Origin of the sequence: Streptomyces sp. NPDC050416 (genome assembly GCF_044458845.1) — a bacterium.
Classification (GTDB): Bacteria; Actinomycetota; Actinomycetes; order Streptomycetales; family Streptomycetaceae; genus Streptomyces.
Map to the genome: position 1 here is coordinate 26428 of NZ_JBITII010000013.1, position 16141 is coordinate 42568.

At 72.5% G+C, this 16141-nt stretch carries 14 protein-coding genes; 13 read left to right on the forward strand and 1 reads right to left on the reverse strand.

All coding sequences use genetic code 11. The features are described from left to right. Positions 1-112: 112 nt before the first annotated feature. The 13 genes from fbaA (at position 113) to ACIBL4_RS33290 (ending at position 14342) form a co-directional block, all read left to right on the forward strand. Complete coding sequence (fbaA, locus tag ACIBL4_RS33230; RefSeq protein WP_356922439.1) at positions 113-1135, forward strand: class II fructose-bisphosphate aldolase; 1023 nt, start codon at positions 113-115, stop codon at positions 1133-1135. Between the two features lie 69 nt (positions 1136-1204). Further along, positions 1205-2707 carry an MFS transporter gene (locus ACIBL4_RS33235; RefSeq protein WP_399415490.1) on the forward strand — a complete coding sequence of 501 codons (1503 nt, stop codon included), beginning with the start codon at positions 1205-1207 and terminating at the stop codon, positions 2705-2707. 183 nt (positions 2708-2890) lie between these two features. Then, positions 2891-3304, forward strand: a complete 414-nt coding sequence (locus ACIBL4_RS33240; RefSeq protein ID WP_279544306.1) for a DUF3151 domain-containing protein — start codon at positions 2891-2893, stop codon at positions 3302-3304. A gap of 147 nt (positions 3305-3451) precedes the next feature. Beyond that, on the forward strand, positions 3452-4282 hold the full coding sequence (locus ACIBL4_RS33245) for a tryptophan 2,3-dioxygenase family protein (protein ID WP_399415491.1): 831 nt from the start codon (positions 3452-3454) through the stop codon (positions 4280-4282). Further along, complete coding sequence (kynU, locus tag ACIBL4_RS33250) at positions 4275-5459, forward strand: kynureninase (protein ID WP_399415492.1); 1185 nt, start codon at positions 4275-4277, stop codon at positions 5457-5459. The genes ACIBL4_RS33245 and kynU overlap by 8 nt, the downstream gene beginning before the upstream one ends. Positions 5460-5619: 160 nt before the next feature. Next, entirely contained in the window at positions 5620-6486 is an 867-nt protein-coding gene (locus ACIBL4_RS33255; RefSeq protein WP_399415493.1) for an alpha/beta hydrolase, read from the forward strand. 144 nt (positions 6487-6630) lie between these two features. Then, on the forward strand, positions 6631-7632 hold the full coding sequence (locus tag ACIBL4_RS33260; RefSeq protein ID WP_399415494.1) for an alpha/beta hydrolase: 1002 nt from the start codon (positions 6631-6633) through the stop codon (positions 7630-7632). 43 nt (positions 7633-7675) lie between these two features. Next, positions 7676-8884: an acyltransferase gene (locus ACIBL4_RS33265; RefSeq protein ID WP_399415679.1), complete on the forward strand. Its 1209-nt coding sequence runs from the start codon at positions 7676-7678 to the stop codon at positions 8882-8884. 10 nt (positions 8885-8894) lie between these two features. Beyond that, entirely contained in the window at positions 8895-10262 is a 1368-nt protein-coding gene (locus ACIBL4_RS33270) for a sensor histidine kinase (RefSeq protein ID WP_399415495.1), read from the forward strand. Next, the gene (locus ACIBL4_RS33275) at positions 10259-10942 is read left to right on the forward strand and encodes a response regulator (RefSeq protein WP_399415496.1); all 684 of its coding nucleotides are present in this window, start codon (positions 10259-10261) and stop codon (positions 10940-10942) included. The genes ACIBL4_RS33270 and ACIBL4_RS33275 overlap by 4 nt, the downstream gene beginning before the upstream one ends. A gap of 122 nt (positions 10943-11064) precedes the next feature. Beyond that, on the forward strand, positions 11065-12399 hold the full coding sequence (locus ACIBL4_RS33280) for a sensor histidine kinase (RefSeq protein ID WP_399415497.1): 1335 nt from the start codon (positions 11065-11067) through the stop codon (positions 12397-12399). After that, positions 12396-13061: a response regulator gene (locus tag ACIBL4_RS33285; RefSeq protein ID WP_399415498.1), complete on the forward strand. Its 666-nt coding sequence runs from the start codon at positions 12396-12398 to the stop codon at positions 13059-13061. The genes ACIBL4_RS33280 and ACIBL4_RS33285 overlap by 4 nt, the downstream gene beginning before the upstream one ends. Before the next feature lie 60 nt (positions 13062-13121). Beyond that, positions 13122-14342, forward strand: coding sequence for a cytochrome P450 (locus tag ACIBL4_RS33290; protein ID WP_399415499.1), 1221 nt, complete (start codon positions 13122-13124; stop codon positions 14340-14342). Positions 14343-14591: 249 nt separating this feature from the next. Here ACIBL4_RS33290 and ACIBL4_RS33295 read toward each other — a convergent pair whose 3' ends face one another. Then, complete coding sequence (locus ACIBL4_RS33295) at positions 14592-16103, reverse strand: APC family permease (RefSeq protein ID WP_399415500.1); 1512 nt, start codon at positions 16101-16103, stop codon at positions 14592-14594. Positions 16104-16141 lie beyond the last annotated feature (38 nt).

The window sequence follows — 16141 nt, forward strand, 5'->3', positions numbered from 1 at the left end:
GGACCTTCCAGCCAAGTCTGGAAAGATGGGGCCGACGATGACGTCGCACCCCAAGGTCTAGGTCAGGGCCGACAACGCAGTACGCCAACCCGCAGATACAAGGAGCGGACGCATGCCCATCGCAACTCCCGAGGTCTACAACGAGATGCTGGACCGGGCGAAGGCAGGAAAGTTCGCCTACCCGGCCATCAACGTGACCTCCACCCAGACCCTGCACGCGGCACTGCGCGGTTTCGCCGAGGCGGAGAGCGACGGCATCGTCCAGATCTCCACGGGCGGGGCCGAGTTCCTGGGCGGCCAGTACAGCAAGGACATGGTGACCGGCGCGGTCGCTCTGGCCGAGTTCGCGCACATCGTCGCCGAGAAGTACCCGGTGAACATCGCGCTGCACACGGACCACTGCCCGAAGGACAAGCTCGACGGGTACGTACGTCCGCTGCTGGCGCTGTCCAAGAAGCGCGTCGAGGCCGGCCTGAACCCGCTGTTCCAGTCCCACATGTGGGACGGCTCCGCCGAGACCCTCGCCGACAACCTCTCCATCGCGCAGGAGCTGCTGGAGCAGGCCCGCGCCGCGAAGATCATCCTCGAGGTGGAGATCACCCCGACCGGTGGCGAGGAGGACGGCGTCTCCCACGAGATCAACGACTCCCTCTACACCACGGTCGACGACGCGATTCGCACCGCCGAGGCGCTGGGCCTGGGCGAGAAGGGCCGCTACCTGCTGGCCGCGTCCTTCGGCAATGTGCACGGCGTGTACAAGCCGGGCAACGTCGTCCTCCGTCCCGACCTGCTGAAGGAGCTGAACGAGGGCGTCGCCGCGAAGTTCGGCAAGGCCTCCCCGTTCGACTTCGTCTTCCACGGCGGCTCCGGCTCCTCGGAGGAGGAGATCCGCACCGCGCTGGAGAACGGCGTGGTCAAGATGAACATCGACACGGACACGCAGTACGCCTTCACGCGCCCGGTCGCGGACCACATGTTCCGCAACTACGACGGTGTCCTGAAGGTCGACGGCGAGGTCGGCTCCAAGAAGACCTATGACCCGCGCACGTGGGGCAAGCTGGCCGAGGCCTCCATGTCCGCGCGTGTCGTCGAGGCCTGCGGCCACCTCCGCTCGACCGGCACCAAGATCAAGTAAGTCCGTTCCGGACCACGCGTTCGAGCCCGGCACCTCTCCTGGTGCCGGGCTCTTCCGTATGCTCCCTGCATGCCCGATGTGCGGATCGCCTCGCCCCAGGGCCGGTGGATCCTGCTCACCACCGTTCTCGGCTCCAGCATGGCCCTGCTGGACTCGACCGTGGTCAACATCGCGCTGCCCCGCATCGGCCGTGACCTCGACGCGGACCTGGCGGCCCTGCAGTGGACCGTCAACGCGTACATGGTCACGCTGGCCGGGCTGATCCTGCTGGGCGGGGCGCTGGGCGACCGGTTCGGGCGCCGGAAGGTGTTCGTCGTCGGTGTGGTGTGGTTCGCGGTGGCGTCCCTGCTGTGCGGGATCGCGCCGAACGCCGGGGTGCTGATCGCCGCGCGCGCCCTGCAAGGGGTGGGCGGTGCCCTGCTCACCCCGGGGTCGCTGGCGCTGATCCAGGCGTCCTTCCACCCCGACGACCGGGGCCGCGCCGTGGGTCTGTGGTCCGGCTTCGGCGGGATCGGGGCGGCGGTCGGGCCCTTCGTCGGCGGCTGGCTGGTGGACGGGCCGGGCTGGCGGTGGGTGTTCCTGCTGAACGTTCCGCTGGCCCTGCTGTGTGTGCCGGTCGCCTTGCGGCACGTGCCCGAGTCGGGTGGGGGCACCGCCCGCTCGAGCGAAGCCGAGAGTGGCGGACAGCGGGTGCACGGGCGGTTCGACGTGCTCGGGGCCGTGCTGGGGGCGCTGGCCCTCGCGCTGGTGACCTACGCGCTGATCGAGGCCGGCGGGGGCGGGGCGGTGGTGGCCGTCTCGGCGGTGGCCGGGCTGGCCGCGGCCGTCGCGTTCGTGGTCGTCGAGCGGCGCCGGCCCGATCCGATGATGCCGACCGACATCTTCGCGTCCCGGCAGTTCACGGCCGTCAACCTCGTCACGCTGTGCGTGTACGCGGCCCTCGGCGGGTTCTTCTTTCTCGCCGCGCTTCAGCTCCAGGTGGTGGTGGGCTACTCGGCCCTCGCGGCCGGTACGGCGCTGCTGCCCACGACCGTGCTGATGCTGCTGCTGTCCGCGCGGTCCGGGGAACTGGCCGACCGGATCGGACCGCGGATCCCGCTGACGGTGGGGCCGCTGCTGTGCGCCGCGGGGATGCTGCTGATGCTGCGGGTCGGGCCGGGGGCGTCGTACCTGGCCGATGTGCTGCCGGCGCTGCTGGTGCTCGGGCTGGGCATGGTCACGCTGGTGGCGCCGCTGACGGCGACCGTGCTCGGGTCGGTGGACGTGGCCCGGGCGGGGCTGGCCAGCGGGATCAACAACGCGGCGGCACGGGCGGCGGGGCTGGTGGCGGTGGCGGCGCTGCCGTTGCTGGCGGGGATGGGGGAAGAGGCGTACCGGGAGCCGGGGGCGTTCGATGCCGCCTTCGGGAAGGCGATGGCATGGTGTGCCGGGGTGCTGGTGGTGGGGGCGGTGGTCGCGGCGGCGGTGGTACGGAGGCCGCCGCCGGGGTGCAAGCGGCCGGAGTGTCTGCGGCACGGGGGTGTGACGGCACCGCCGCTGGAGGGGGAGCCGGTGCGGAAGCGGTTGTCGTAGGGGCGCGGGGGGTTTGTGCTGAGGCCGGGGCGTTGCGCGGCCCGGCGCGACGGGGTGCCGCTGCGCCCACCCGTGCCGCCCTGGGGGTACCGCCCAGGCTCTTGAGGCACTGGGGGAGGCGCGACTGCCCGCAGTTGGGTCGGCGCGACTGCCCGCAGGTCGTGCCTGCGGCAGACTTGGGGCATGTCCATTCACGAGAACCTCCTCGGGGGCCCGCCCCCGACCCACCTCCCCGACGACCCCGGGCCACGGGAAATGCTCGCGTCGGGTACCGCGCCGGTCGACGTCGCCGCCGCGCACCCCACCTCCTCGCTCGCCTGGGCGCAGCTCGCCGACGAGGCGTACGAGCGGGGCGCCACCGTCGAGTCGTACGCGTACGCCCGTACGGGCTACCACCGCGGCCTCGACGCGCTGCGCCGCAACGGCTGGAAGGGCCACGGCCCGGTCCCCTGGGAGCACGAGCCGAACCGCGGTTTCCTGCGTGCCCTGCACGCCCTCGCCCGTGCCGCGCAGGCGATCGGCGAGCAGGAGGAGTACGAGCGCTGCTCCCAGTTCCTGAAGGACTCCTCGCCGGAGGCGGCGCAGGTCCTGGGCTGACGTCGGACACCCTGGGCCCGTCCGCCGAGCGGGCGGGCCTTGCGGTTTCGGGGGACGATTGCGGAGTATGCCCGTGGGGACCGGGGCCCCCGTGCCGGCATCGGCAGGGGCGGACCGCTACCCGGAGTGACAAAGCAGGAGACAGCGATGTCCCACGAGGCTCACGAGCCCGAGACCCCGCATCTCGATTTCCACGGCACGACGCCGTACGAGGACTACGTCAAGGCGGACGTCCTCACCCACCTCCAGCACACCCTCTCCGACGACCCCGGAGAGATGGTCTTCCTGGTCACGACCCAGGTGATGGAGCTGTGGTTCACCGTCATCGTCCACGAGTGGGAGACGGCGGCACACGCCCTGCGCGGCGACGACGTCCCCACCGCGACCGCCGCGCTGAAGAGGTCCGTGCGCGAGCTGGAGGCGCTGAACGCCTCCTGGAAGCCGCTCGGCCAGCTCACGCCGGCGCAGTTCAACTCGTACCGGTCCGCCCTCGGCGAGGGCTCCGGGTTCCAGTCGGCGATGTACCGGCGGATGGAGTTCCTGCTCGGCGACAAGTCCGCGTCCATGCTGGTTCCGCACCGGGGCGCGCCGCGTGTGCACGCCGAGCTGGAGAAGGCGCTGCACGAGCCGAGCCTGTACGACGAGGTGGTGCGGCTGCTCGCGCGGCGCGGGTACGACATCCCGCAGGCCGTGCTGGGGCGTGACGTGTCGCAGCGCTACGAGCCGTCCCCGCAGGTGGAGGCCGCCTGGACGGCCGTCTACTCGGGTGACGAGAGCGGCGAACTCGCCCGGCTCGGCGAGGCGTTGACCGATGTCGCCGAGCTGGTGTGGCGCTGGCGCAACGACCACCTCGTCGCCACCCGCCGCGCGATGGGCGCCAAGACCGGCACGGGCGGCTCCGCCGGAGTGGCCTGGCTGGAGAAGCGGGCGCAGAAGCAGGTGTTCCCCGAGCTGTGGACGGCGCGGTCCCATGTCTGAACTGGAGATGCGCGCGGAGAAGCTTGACGCCGCCGACGACCTGCGCGGCCAGCGGGACGCGTTCGTCCTGGACGATGTCGTCTACCTCGACGGCAACTCGCTCGGCGCGCTGCCGGCCGTCGTCCCCGGGCGAGTCGAGGACGTCGTACGCCGCCAGTGGGGCGAGCTGCGCATCCGGTCCTGGGAGGAGAGCGGCTGGTGGACCGCGCCCGAGCGGATCGGTGACCGGATCGCCCCGCTGGTCGGGGCTGCGCCGGGGCAGGTCGTGGTGGGCGACTCGACCAGTGTCAATGTCTTCAAGGCGCTGGTGGGCGCCGTGCGGATGGCCGGGGAGGGCCGCGACGAGATCCTCGTCGACGCCACGACCTTCCCCACCGACGGGTACATCGCCGAGTCCGCCGCCCGGATGACCGGCCGCACGCTGCGGCCGGTGGCACCGGCGGACGTGCCGGGCGCGCTGGGCGGCCGTACCGCCGCCGTCCTCCTCAACCACGTCGACTACCGCACCGGCCGGCTGCACGACCTGCCGGCGCTGACGGCCGCCGTGCACGAGGCGGGCGCGTACGCCGTCTGGGACCTGTGCCACAGCGCGGGCGCGCTGCCGGTGGGGCTGGACGAGCACGGCGTGGACCTGGCGGTCGGCTGCACCTACAAGTACCTGAACGGCGGGCCGGGTTCACCGGCGTACCTGTACGTGCGCCGGGAGCTTCAGGACCGCTTCGACTCCCCGCTGCCCGGCTGGAACTCCCACGCCGAGCCGTTCGGGATGCGCAGCGGGTACGAGCCGGCCCCCGGGGCCCTGCGCGGCCGGGTCGGCACGCCGGACATCCTCTCGATGCTCGCCCTGGAGGCGGCCCTGGAGGTGTGGGACGGGGTGCCGGTGGAGGCGGTGCGGGCCAAGTCGCTCGCGCTGACGGACTTCTTCCTGGAGTGCGTGGCCGCGTACGTGCCCGAGGGCAGGGCCGAGTGCCTGACGCCGGTGCCGCACGCGGAGCGGGGCAGCCAGATCGCCCTGCGCTGCGACGACGCCGGTGACGTGATGAAACGGCTCGTCGAGCGGGGGGTGGTCGGCGATTTCCGGGCACCGGACGTGCTGCGCTTCGGCTTCACCCCGCTGTACGTGGGCTTCGCCGACGTGGAGCGGGCGGCGCGGGTGCTGGCTCAGACGCTGGGGTGAGTTCCCCGGGACGAACGGCCCCCGCCGCCGGGGGCCGTTCGGTCTTCACCCAGCGTGACATCCCCGTGTCCGCGCATGTCACGCGCCTGATACCGTCCCGGCCAACGGCCGGACCCCCGCCTGGTCCGCCATCTACGTTTGATCGCTGAGAGGTTGGAGCATGACGGACGACGTCGCAGCAGCACGGGCCGCCGCCGAGGAGAAGTCGGCGTTCTCCCACGCGCCCGTCGCCCCCGACGCCACCGCCGCCTACGGCGACCACCCCGACCAGGTCATCGACTTCTACGTCCCGCGCGCGGAGGCCGGCCCGGGCGGGCCCGCCCCGGTCGTCCTCGTGCTGCACGGCGGTTCCTGGCGGGCACCGTACGACCGGCGTCACATCAGCCCGTTCGCGGCCTTCCTCGCCCGGCGCGGGTTCGCCGTGGCCAGTGCCGAGTACCGGCGCGGCGGCGGTGACGACTCCGTCGCGGGGCGCTGGCCCGACACCTTCGACGACGTCGCGGCCGCGCTGGACGCCCTCCCGGGGCTCGTCCGGGAGCTGCTGCCGCAGGCCGACCCGCGCCGTACGGTCCTCACCGGTCACTCGGCGGGCGGACACCTCGCGTTGTGGGCCGCGTCCCGGCACGTCCTGCCGGCCGGCTCACCCTGGCACAGCGACAGCCCGGCGGCCCTGCGCGGGGTGGTCGCGCTCGCCCCGATCGCGGACCTCGCGGTCGCCGACAAGCTCGACGTGTGCGGTGGTGCCGTACGGCAACTGCTGGGCGGGAACGAGCACTTCGCCGAGCGGCAGCCGTACGCGGACCCGGCGCTGCTGCTGCCCACCGGCATCGCCACGACCCTCGTCCAGGGCCGCACGGACCTCGACGTGCCGCAGGAGGTCGCCGAGTCGTACGCGGACGCGGCGGCGAAGGCCGGGGAGATGGTGGGAGTGACGCTGCTGGAGGACGTGGGTCACTTCCCGCTCATCGACCCGGCGGCGGACGCGTGTGCGGTGGTCGTGGAGGAGATCGCCCAACTGGCGTGGTGAGCGGGTTTCCCCTTAGGTCATACCCGTAATACCTGAGAGCCAGGCCGCAGGTGAGCTCCCCGGCGTGACGCGAACGACGAGTCCTGATCCGTAACTTCCCTTCCGAGCGGACCCGATGGCCGGGTGCGCCGGAGGGGGACGACCATGGGGTTCGCAGCGAAGTACCGCCGTGGGGACGGCGGTCGGCACCGCGGCGGCCGATGGCGTCGAGCCGCGCTCGCCGTTCTCGTCACCGGCGCGGTGGTGTTCCCCCTCTCCGCGGCGGGACGCCCGGAGATACCCGCGCCGGCCCCCGCGTCGCTCCCACCGCTCAGCGCGTCGACGCTCGACGAGGCGTACGCGGCCAACCGCGCCAACGCCGCCGAAGCGGCCCGGACGGCCACCGCCCACCACGACGGGGACCGGGCCGCGACGGACCTTCAACTGGTCTCCCCCGCCCGGCATCTCCTCCGTTTCGACGGCCGCGGCTCCGGCCGGGTGACGGAGGTCCTGGGCGACCTCGCCCGCGCCGACCGCATCGCCGTCCTGGTACCCGGCTCCGACACGAGCCTTGACACCTACGGCCGGTTCCACGCGGCGGCCGCCGCCCTGTACCGGCAGCTCGCACGGGAGGCCCCTGAGGGCACACGCACGGCGGTCGTGGCCTGGCTGGGCTACGAGACGCCGGGCACGGTCAGCGCGACGGTCACGACGACCGGCAGGGCGGAGCAGGCGGCCCCGCGGCTGCGGGCGCTCGTCACCGACCTGCGGGCCATAGCGGGCGGCGCACCGAGCGTCTCGCTGCTGTGCCACTCGTACGGTTCGGTCGTCTGCGGCCGGGCCGCCGCCGGGCTCGCCGTCGACGACATCGCGCTCGTCGGCAGCCCCGGCACCGGCGCGGACTCCGTGGCCGCCCTGCACACCCGCGCCCGCGTCTGGGCGGCCCGCGGCGGCGACGACTGGGTGGAGAACGTCCCGCACGTCAGCGCGGACCTGTTCGGCACCACCGTCGGCTTCGGCACCGATCCCGTCTCCCCGGCCTTCGGCGCCCGGGTCTTCGCGGCGGGCGACGGCGGCCACAGCGACTACTTCAGCCCCGGCTCGACCTCCCTGACCAACCTGGCCCGGATCGTCCTGGGCGAGACCAAGGCGGTGACCGATGACTGACGTCGGAGTACGCGATGTACGCGATGTACGCGAGGTGCGCGAAATGCTCGGAGTGCGAGGTGTCCGGCATGCGGTGCGCCGCTGCGCCGAACGCGTCGGTGCGGCCACCCCGGCCGACCGCGACCGGGCCGTGGACGCCCTGCGCGCCGCCGCGGTCCTCGGTGTCGTCCTCGGGCACTGGCTGGTCACGGCCCTGGTCGCCGACAGCGGCACCCTGCGCACGGCGAGCCCGCTCCAGCACATGCCCTGGCTGACGCCTGTCTCCTGGCTGTTCCAGACGCTCGCCGTGTTCTTCCTGGTCGGCGGCCATGTCGCCACGCGCAGCCTGGCCTCGGCCCGGGCCCGTGGCATCCCGTACCACCGCTGGCTTGCGGCCCGAGTGACCCGGCTGTTCACACCGGTCGCCGCCGTCCTCACCCTGTGGACGATCGCCGCGCTCGCCCTGCTGCTGTCGGGCGCCGAGTTCGGGACGGTCCGGACGCTGGTGAAGCTGGCGCTGTCCCCGCTGTGGTTTCTGGTGGTGTTCGCGGGCCTGACGGCGGCGACCCCGTTGCTGACCCGGCTCAACCCGCTCTGGCCGCTGGCCGTCGTACTCCATGTGGATCTGTTGCGCTTCGGCCTCGGCGGCCCCTCCTGGCTGGGCTGGGTGAACCTGGCCGCGGGCTGGATGGTGCCCTACACGCTGGGCGCGGCCTGGACCCGGGGCGATCTGGAGCGCCCTCGCGCGGGCTGGATCCTGCTCGCCGGCGGTGCCCTGGTGACCGCGGGGCTCGTCGCGTGGGCGGGTTACCCGGCGTCGATGGTCGGCGTCCCGGGCGAGGGCGTGTCCAACCTGGACCCGCCGACCCTGGCCGTGGTCACCTTCGGGCTGGCCCAGTGCGGTCTCGCGCTGCTGCTGCGCGAGCGGCTGCGGCGGGCGATGCGCCGGTCCGTGGCGTGGGCGGCGGTGGCCCTCGTCAACCTTTTCGTGATGACCCTCTTCCTGTGGCACCAGACGGCCCTGATGGCCACGACGGCCACCGGCCTCCTCGCGGGCCGGCTCCCCGGCCTGCACACCGTGCCCGACAGCCTCGGCTGGGTCGGGGCCCGGCTGCTCTGGCTGCCCGTGTTCGCGCTGGCCCTCGCGGTCTGCTGGGCCGCCTTCCGGACCTTCGAGCGGGGCGCGGGCGGCCGGGGCCGCAGGACACGGGTGGTGCGGGCGCATCGTCCGTCGTCCGACCGGGGGACGGTGGTGAAGGCCCGCCATGTCTAGGCTGGGGCGCGTGACGGACACGGGGGTGGGCCGCGCGCTGCGGGCGCGCGTCGGGGGCTGGCTGCGGGTGGTGCGCCAGGACCTGTGGACGGTGCGGGCGGATCCGCTGCCGCCCTCGACCTGGCTGCGCTGGCTGCCGCACGGCCTGCTGTGCATGGTCGCGTTCGGTGTCACGGTCGGCGGCACCGGCGACATGAACGACAACGGCCATCTCGGCTCCACCCTGGCCTTCCTGGTCGCGGGCGGGCAGGGCGGCGCCATGGTCCTGGGACTGTGGCGGCCGGTGCCGGCGTGGTGGCTGTCCCTGAGCGCTTTCGCCATGGGAGCCGTGGCGGTGCGCGGCCGGCTCGGTTTCGACCCCGACACCTACACCTGGCCCTGGACCGCGGCCGGCATCATCGCCGAGATGTTCGTGCTGCTGCTGCTCGCCCTGCGGGTGCCCACCCGCGCGGCGATAGCGGCCCTGGCCGTGACCGCGCTGCTCACCTACTTCCTGGAGGGCCTGCGGGGCGCGGAGCGCTACGACACCACCGGCGTGCTCGCGCTCTCCCTGTTCACCGTCGTCGTGGTCGTCGGCACCGCCCTGCGCGGCCGCCGCGAGGCCCGTGCGCAACTCGTCGAGCAGACCACGCTCACCGCCGAGGAGCGCACCCGGCGCACCCTGCTGGAGGAGCGCAGCCGCATCGCGCGGGAGCTGCACGACGTGGTGGCCCACCACATGTCGGTCATCTCCATCCAGGCGCAGGTCGCCCCGCATCTCGTCGAGAACCCGCCCGACGAACTCAAGGAGAACCTCGCGGGCATCCGGCAGAACGCGCTGGAGGCTCTGACCGAGCTGCGCCGGGTGCTGGGCGTGCTGCGCTCGGAGCACACAGGGCCGGGGCAGCCCGCCGGCCCGGACGGCGAGGCCGCCGGTCACGCCCCGCAGCCCACCCTCGACCGGCTGGACGCGTTGGTGGAGAACACCCGGGCCGCCGGCCGCGAGGTCATCACGGAGATCAACGGCGAGCGGCGGCCGCTGCCGCCCGGCGTGGAGCTGTCGGCGTACCGGATCGTGCAGGAGGCGCTGAGCAACGTCCTGCGGCACGCGCCCGGCGCGCGAGCCACGGTCCGCCTCACGTACGAGTCGGACGGGCTGGAGGTGGAGGTCGTCAACGGCCGCCCGACCGGGCCCGCACCGCCGTCGACGGGAGCGGGCCACGGGCTGCTCGGCATGCGCGAGCGGGTCGCGATGCTCGGCGGCACCATGACGGCGCACCCGTGGCACTGGGACGGCTTCAAGGTCACCGCGTTCCTCCCGGACACCCCGCCCGCCGACGCCCCGGGCCTCATCCGTTCCACCGACGCCACCACCGATCCCCGAAGAGGAACCCCATGACGAGCAGTTCCGGCCGACCCATCCGGGTTCTCATCGTCGACGACCAGGCGATGGTCCGGCAGGGCTTCACCGTGCTGCTCGGCACCCAGCCCGACATAGAGGTCGTCGGCGAGGCGAAGGACGGCGAGGGCGGTGTCGCGATGGCCGCCGAGACCGCCCCGGACGTCGTCCTCATGGACATCCGCATGCCCGGGATCGGCGGCATCGAGGCCACCGAGCGCATCACGACCGCGAACCCGGACATCCGGGTGCTGGTGCTCACCACCTTCGACCTCGACGAGTACGTGTACGACGCGCTGCGCGCCGGAGCCTCCGGCTTCCTGCTGAAGGACGCCTCGTCGGAACAGCTCGCCGAGGCGGTCCGGGTGATCGCGGCCGGTGACGCGCTGCTCGCCCCGGTCATCACCCGCAAGCTGATCGCCGAGTTCTCCCGGCTGGACGACCGGCCCCGCGCCCCGCTCAAGGAACGGGTCGGCGACCTGACCGAGCGCGAGACGGAGGTGCTCGCCCTGATCGCGCAGGGCCTGTCGAACGCGGAGATCTCCCAGCACCTGTTCGTCGCCGAGCAGACGGTGAAGACCCATGTGGGCCGGATCCTGGTGAAGCTGGGCCTGAGGGACCGCACGCAGGCGGCGGTGTTCGCGTACGAGTCGGGGCTGGTCCGGCCCGCGGGGTACTGAGGCGGGGTCTCGACGTACCGGACGGGGACCCGGCCCGGTCCCCGTAGTACCTGAGAGGGACGCCCGGGAACCCCTCTCACTGAGGACGACCGCGACCCGGGGGTGCGCCTACCGTTCTGTACGTGACCGAGACGACTCACCTGCAGATCACGCCGCCGGGGGACGGGGCCAAGTCCCGCAGCCCGGAGTACCGGCTGGCCGTGGACGCCCTGCGCGGGCTGCGGCAGGACCTGTTCCACGACGCCTTCGCCTACCGCCTGCTGCCGCGCATGCGCGTCGACGGCCCCCTGACCAGGAGGCTGCCCGGCCGCCTGCGGGACGTCGCGGCCTGGACGCCGCACGCCGTGATCTGCACGGCCGCCCTGATCGCCCTGACCGGCGCGACGATCGACGAGGGCTTCGCGCTGCTGCTGGGCCTGCTCGCCGTGGTCCCGGTCCTGCTGACCATGGTCAGGCCGGTCGGAGCGTTCTGGGCGTCCATGGCGGCCACCCCGCTCGCCCTGCCGTTCGGCGACCCGTGGGGCGACTGGCCCTGGCTGCCGGGCAGCTTCGTCTGTCACCTGACGGTGCTGACGGTCGTGGCCGTGCGCACCAGACCGCGCGCGGCCGCCTGGATGTGGACCCTGACCGCGCTGTACGGCATCCTCGCGGAGACGCTCTTCAGCTCGGGCCGCCACGGCACCAACACCGGTCCCATGCTGGCCGTCTCCGCGTTCGTCCTCCTCGCCGTCACCGTCTGGCACATCCGCCGCCACGCGGAGCAGGAGGTCACCGCGCAGCAGACGGTCACCGCGCACGAGCGCTCCCGCCGCACCCTGCTGGAGGAGCGCACGACGATCGCCCGCGAACTGCACGACGTGGTCGCCCACCACATGTCGGTGGTCGCCATCCAGGCGGAGGCCGCGCCCTACCGGGTGGAGAACCCGCCGCCGGAGCTGGAGAAGGCCTTCGCCACGATCAGGGAGAACGCGGTGGCGGCCCTGACGGAGCTGCGCCGGGTACTGGGCGTCGTCCGCGCCGAGGACTACGAGGCCCCGGACGCCCCGCAGCCCACGCTCGCCGACCTGGAAGGACTGCTGGCCAATGTGCGGGAGGCCGGACTGGGTGTCGAGAAGGTGGTGACCGGCGCGGTGCGCGAGCTGCCGCAGGGCGTGGAACTGTCGGCGTACCGGATCGTGCAGGAGGCCCTGAGCAACACGCTGCGGCACGCGCCGGGGGCGAGCGCCCGCGTCGAGATCGGGTACGTACTCGGCGGCCTGGGCCTGCGCATAGTCAACGGCCCGCCGCCCAACCCCAGCCTGATCAAGCCCTCGCCGGGCGCCGGGCACGGCATCACGGGCATGCGGGAGCGTGTGACGATGCTGAACGGCGAGATGACGGCGGGCGGCACGGACGACGGAGGTTACGAGGTGGCGGTGTTCCTGCCGGTCGCCCTGCCGGACGAGGACGACGCATGACCATTCGCGTGCTGATCGCGGACGACCAGATGATGGTGCGCGAGGGCTTCTCTGTCCTGCTGAACGCGATGCCGGACATGGAGGTCGTCGGCGAGGCGGTGAACGGCAGGGAGGCCGTCGCGAAGGTCCGCGAGCTCGCCCCGGACGTCGTGCTGATGGACATCCGCATGCCCGAGCTGAACGGCATCGAGGCGACCCGCGAGATCGTCGCCGCCGACGGAGCGGCCAAGGTGCTGGTGCTCACCACCTTCGACCTCGACGAGTACGTCTACCAGGCGCTGCGCGCGGGAGCCTCCGGGTTCCTCCTCAAGGACGCCTCGGCCCGCCAGCTCGCCGACGGGGTGCGGATCGTGGCCGCCGGTGAGGCCCTCCTGGCCCCCTCGGTGACCAGGCGACTGATCACCGAGTTCTCCAAGCTCTCCGAGACCCCGCGCCTCATGCCCTCCGCGCAGGCGGCGTACGGCGACCTCACCGACCGGGAGACGGAGGTGCTGGTCCTCATCGCGCAGGGCCTGTCGAACGCGGAGATCGCCGAGCGGCTGGTGGTCGCCGAGTCGACGATCAAGACGCACGTCAGCCGGATCCTGGTGAAGCTGGGGCTCCGAGACCGCACGCAGGCGGCGGTGTTCGCGTACGAGGCACGGCTGGTGACGCCCGGCTAGCCGGGGGGCCTCTCGGAACACCCCTGGTCAGACAGGGGGGTGTGGGGCTAGCGTCCGTTCATGGCAGCTGTTCCTGACCTCGGCTTCGACCCGTGGGACCCGGCGTTCCTCGCCGACCCGTACCCCGCCTACGCCGAGCTGCGTGCCCGGGGCCGCGTGCACTACTACGAGCCCACGGACCAGTGGCTCGTCCCGCACCACGCGGACGTCTCCGCGCTGCTGCGCGACCGGCGCCTGGGCCGGACGTACCAGCACCGGTTCACACACGAGGAGTTCGGCCGCACCGCGCCCCCGCCGGAGCAGGAGCCGTTCCACACGCTCAACGACCACGGGATGCTCGACCTGGAGCCGCCGGACCACACCCGGATCCGGCGCCTGGTGTCGAAGGCGTTCACGCCGCGCACGGTGGAGCGGCTCAAGCCGTACGTGCGGGGCCTGGCGGACGAGCTCGCCTCGGCCCTGGCCGATGCGGGCGGCGGCGATCTGCTGAAGGACGTCGCCGAGCCCCTCCCGGTGGCGGTGATCGCCGAGATGCTCGGCATCCCGCAGTCCGACCGGTCCCCGCTGCGCCCCTGGTCGGCGGACATCTGCGGCATGTACGAGCTGAACCCGTCCGGGGAGACGGCGGCGAAGGCGGTCAGGGCGTCGGTGGAGTTCTCCGACTACCTGCGCGAACTGATCGCGGCCCGCCGCAAGGAGCCGGGCGAGGACCTCGTCTCGGGCCTGATCGCGGCCCACGACGAGGGCGACCGCCTCACCGAACAGGAGATGATCTCCACCTGCGTCCTCCTCCTGAACGCCGGCCACGAGGCCACGGTGAACTCCACGGTCAACGGCTGGTACGCCCTGTTCCGCAACCCGGCCCAGCTGGAGCTGCTGCGCGCGGACCACACGCTCATCCCCTCCGCCGTGGAGGAACTGATGCGCTACGACACCCCGCTCCAGCTGTTCGAGCGCTGGGTCCTGGACGAGATCGAGATCGCCGGCACGACGATCCCCCGCGGCGCGGAGATCGCCATGCTCTTCGGCTCCGCCAACCACGACCCGACGGTGTTCGAGAACCCGTCCGCCCTGGATCTGACCCGCCAGGACAACCCCCACATCTCCTTCAGCGCCGGCATCCACTACTGCATCGGCGCGCCCCTGGCCCGCATCGAACTGGCCGCCTCGATGGCGGCGCTGCTGGAGCGGGCGCCGACGCTCCGGCTGGCCGCCGAGCCCGAGCGCAAGCCGAACTTCGTGATCAGGGGGTTGGAGGGGCTGGCCGTGGAGGTGGGCTGATCCCCCGTTCGGATGATCATGTGCGTGATCCGTCCTGTGCACACAGACTGTGCCCGCTGCGCCCGCCGGTTGACTATGGCCGGCCGCGTCTGGGGTCAGGCGCGCCACCGAGGCCGGTTGTTCCGGCTGTGGATCCGGGCGGCGCCCCTTGAGCCGCCTCCCGGTGCCGGAGACCGAGCGCCCGGCGGATCGCGCGCCGGGCACAGGCCCTGGCCGGCATGCCGGACGGCACCGGGGCCTCCCGTACGGCTACCGCTCCTTCGTCTCCTCCAGCACCGTCCGCCCGAGCAGCGCATACCGGGACGGGTCGCGGCGCTTGAGGTACTGCGCGTAGCCGATGCCGCTCAGTGCGACCAGTGCCACGATCCACGGCGTGGCCTTCAGCACCAGGGAGCTGGACTCCGGGCCTGCCGCCGCGCCCATGTTGGACACCAGCAGCGCGACCACCGCGAGCATCGCGACACCACCGACGAGGGGAGCGGCGAACGTCCGGAACCAGTGCCGGCTCTCGGGGTGGTTCGTGCGGAAGTACGCCAGCACCGCGAAGGAGCACACCGCCTGGACGACCAGGATCGCCATGGTGCCGAGGATGGCCAGCAGGACGTACGTACCGCTGTACGGGTCCTTGCCCGCGGCCCAGAACGCGCCGAGCAGTACGGCGGTGACGATCGTCTGCACCAGGCCGGCGATGTGCGGGGAGCCGTTCTTGGCATGGGTGCGGCCGAGGGTGTGCTTCAGGGACGGCAGGACGCCCTCGCGGCCCAGGGCGTACATGTAGCGGGCGGCGCAGTTGTGGAAGGCCATGCCGCAGGCCAGCGAGCCGGTGATCATCAGCCACTGCATGACGACGACCGCCCAGTGGCCGACGTAGTGCTCGGTGGGGTTGAAGAAGAGCGCGAGCGGGTTGGCGCTCGAGGCCGCCTTCACGGCCGCCGCCTCGCCGTTGCCCGTGATGGCCATCCAGGAGACGAAGACGTAGAAGACGCCGACGCCGAGCACGCTGATCATCGTCGCCTTGGGGATGATCTTCTTCGGGTCGCGGGACTCCTCGCCGTACATCGCGGTCGACTCGAAGCCGACCCACGACCAGAAGGCGAAGAAGAGACCGAGACCGGCGGACGTCCCGTGGAAGGCGTTGACCGGGTTGACCGGGTCGAAGGTGAAGCCGTCCGGGCCACCGCCGTGCAGGGCGACGGAGATCGCCATCGCGGCGAGGACGGTGACCTCCGTGGCCAGCAGGACGACGAGCAGCTTCTCGGCGACGTCGATGCCGAACCACGTCCCCACCGCGTTGATCGCCAGCATGAGGATCGCGAAGGCCCACCAGGGGATGTGCAGGCCCGTCTGGTCCTTCAGGGTCGTCGTCGCGAAGGTCGAGAAGATGCCGATGAGCGCCGGCTCGAAGACGACGTACGCGAAGGTGGCCAGCAGCCCGGAGGCGAGGCCGACGGTGCGGCCGAGGCCGTAGGAGATGAAGCCGTAGAAGGCGCCCGTCGAGGTGATGTGCTTCGCCATCGACGTGAAGCCGACGGCAAAGATTGCCAGGACGACCATTGCGACGAGGTAGCTCGCCGGGGCCCCGACGCCGTTGCCGGACGACACCATGAAGGGCACGTTGCCCGTCATCGCCGTGATCGGCGCGGCGGTCGCCACGGCCATGAAGACCACGCCGAGCAGGCCCACGGCATTGGGCTTGAGCCGGTGAACCGTCCCTGAGTCGTCTGTTTCCGCCGCCGGGGCGACGCCCTCGTCCACTGCCATCGGGTGGCCCCTTCCATGACCGTTCCACTGTCTGCCGG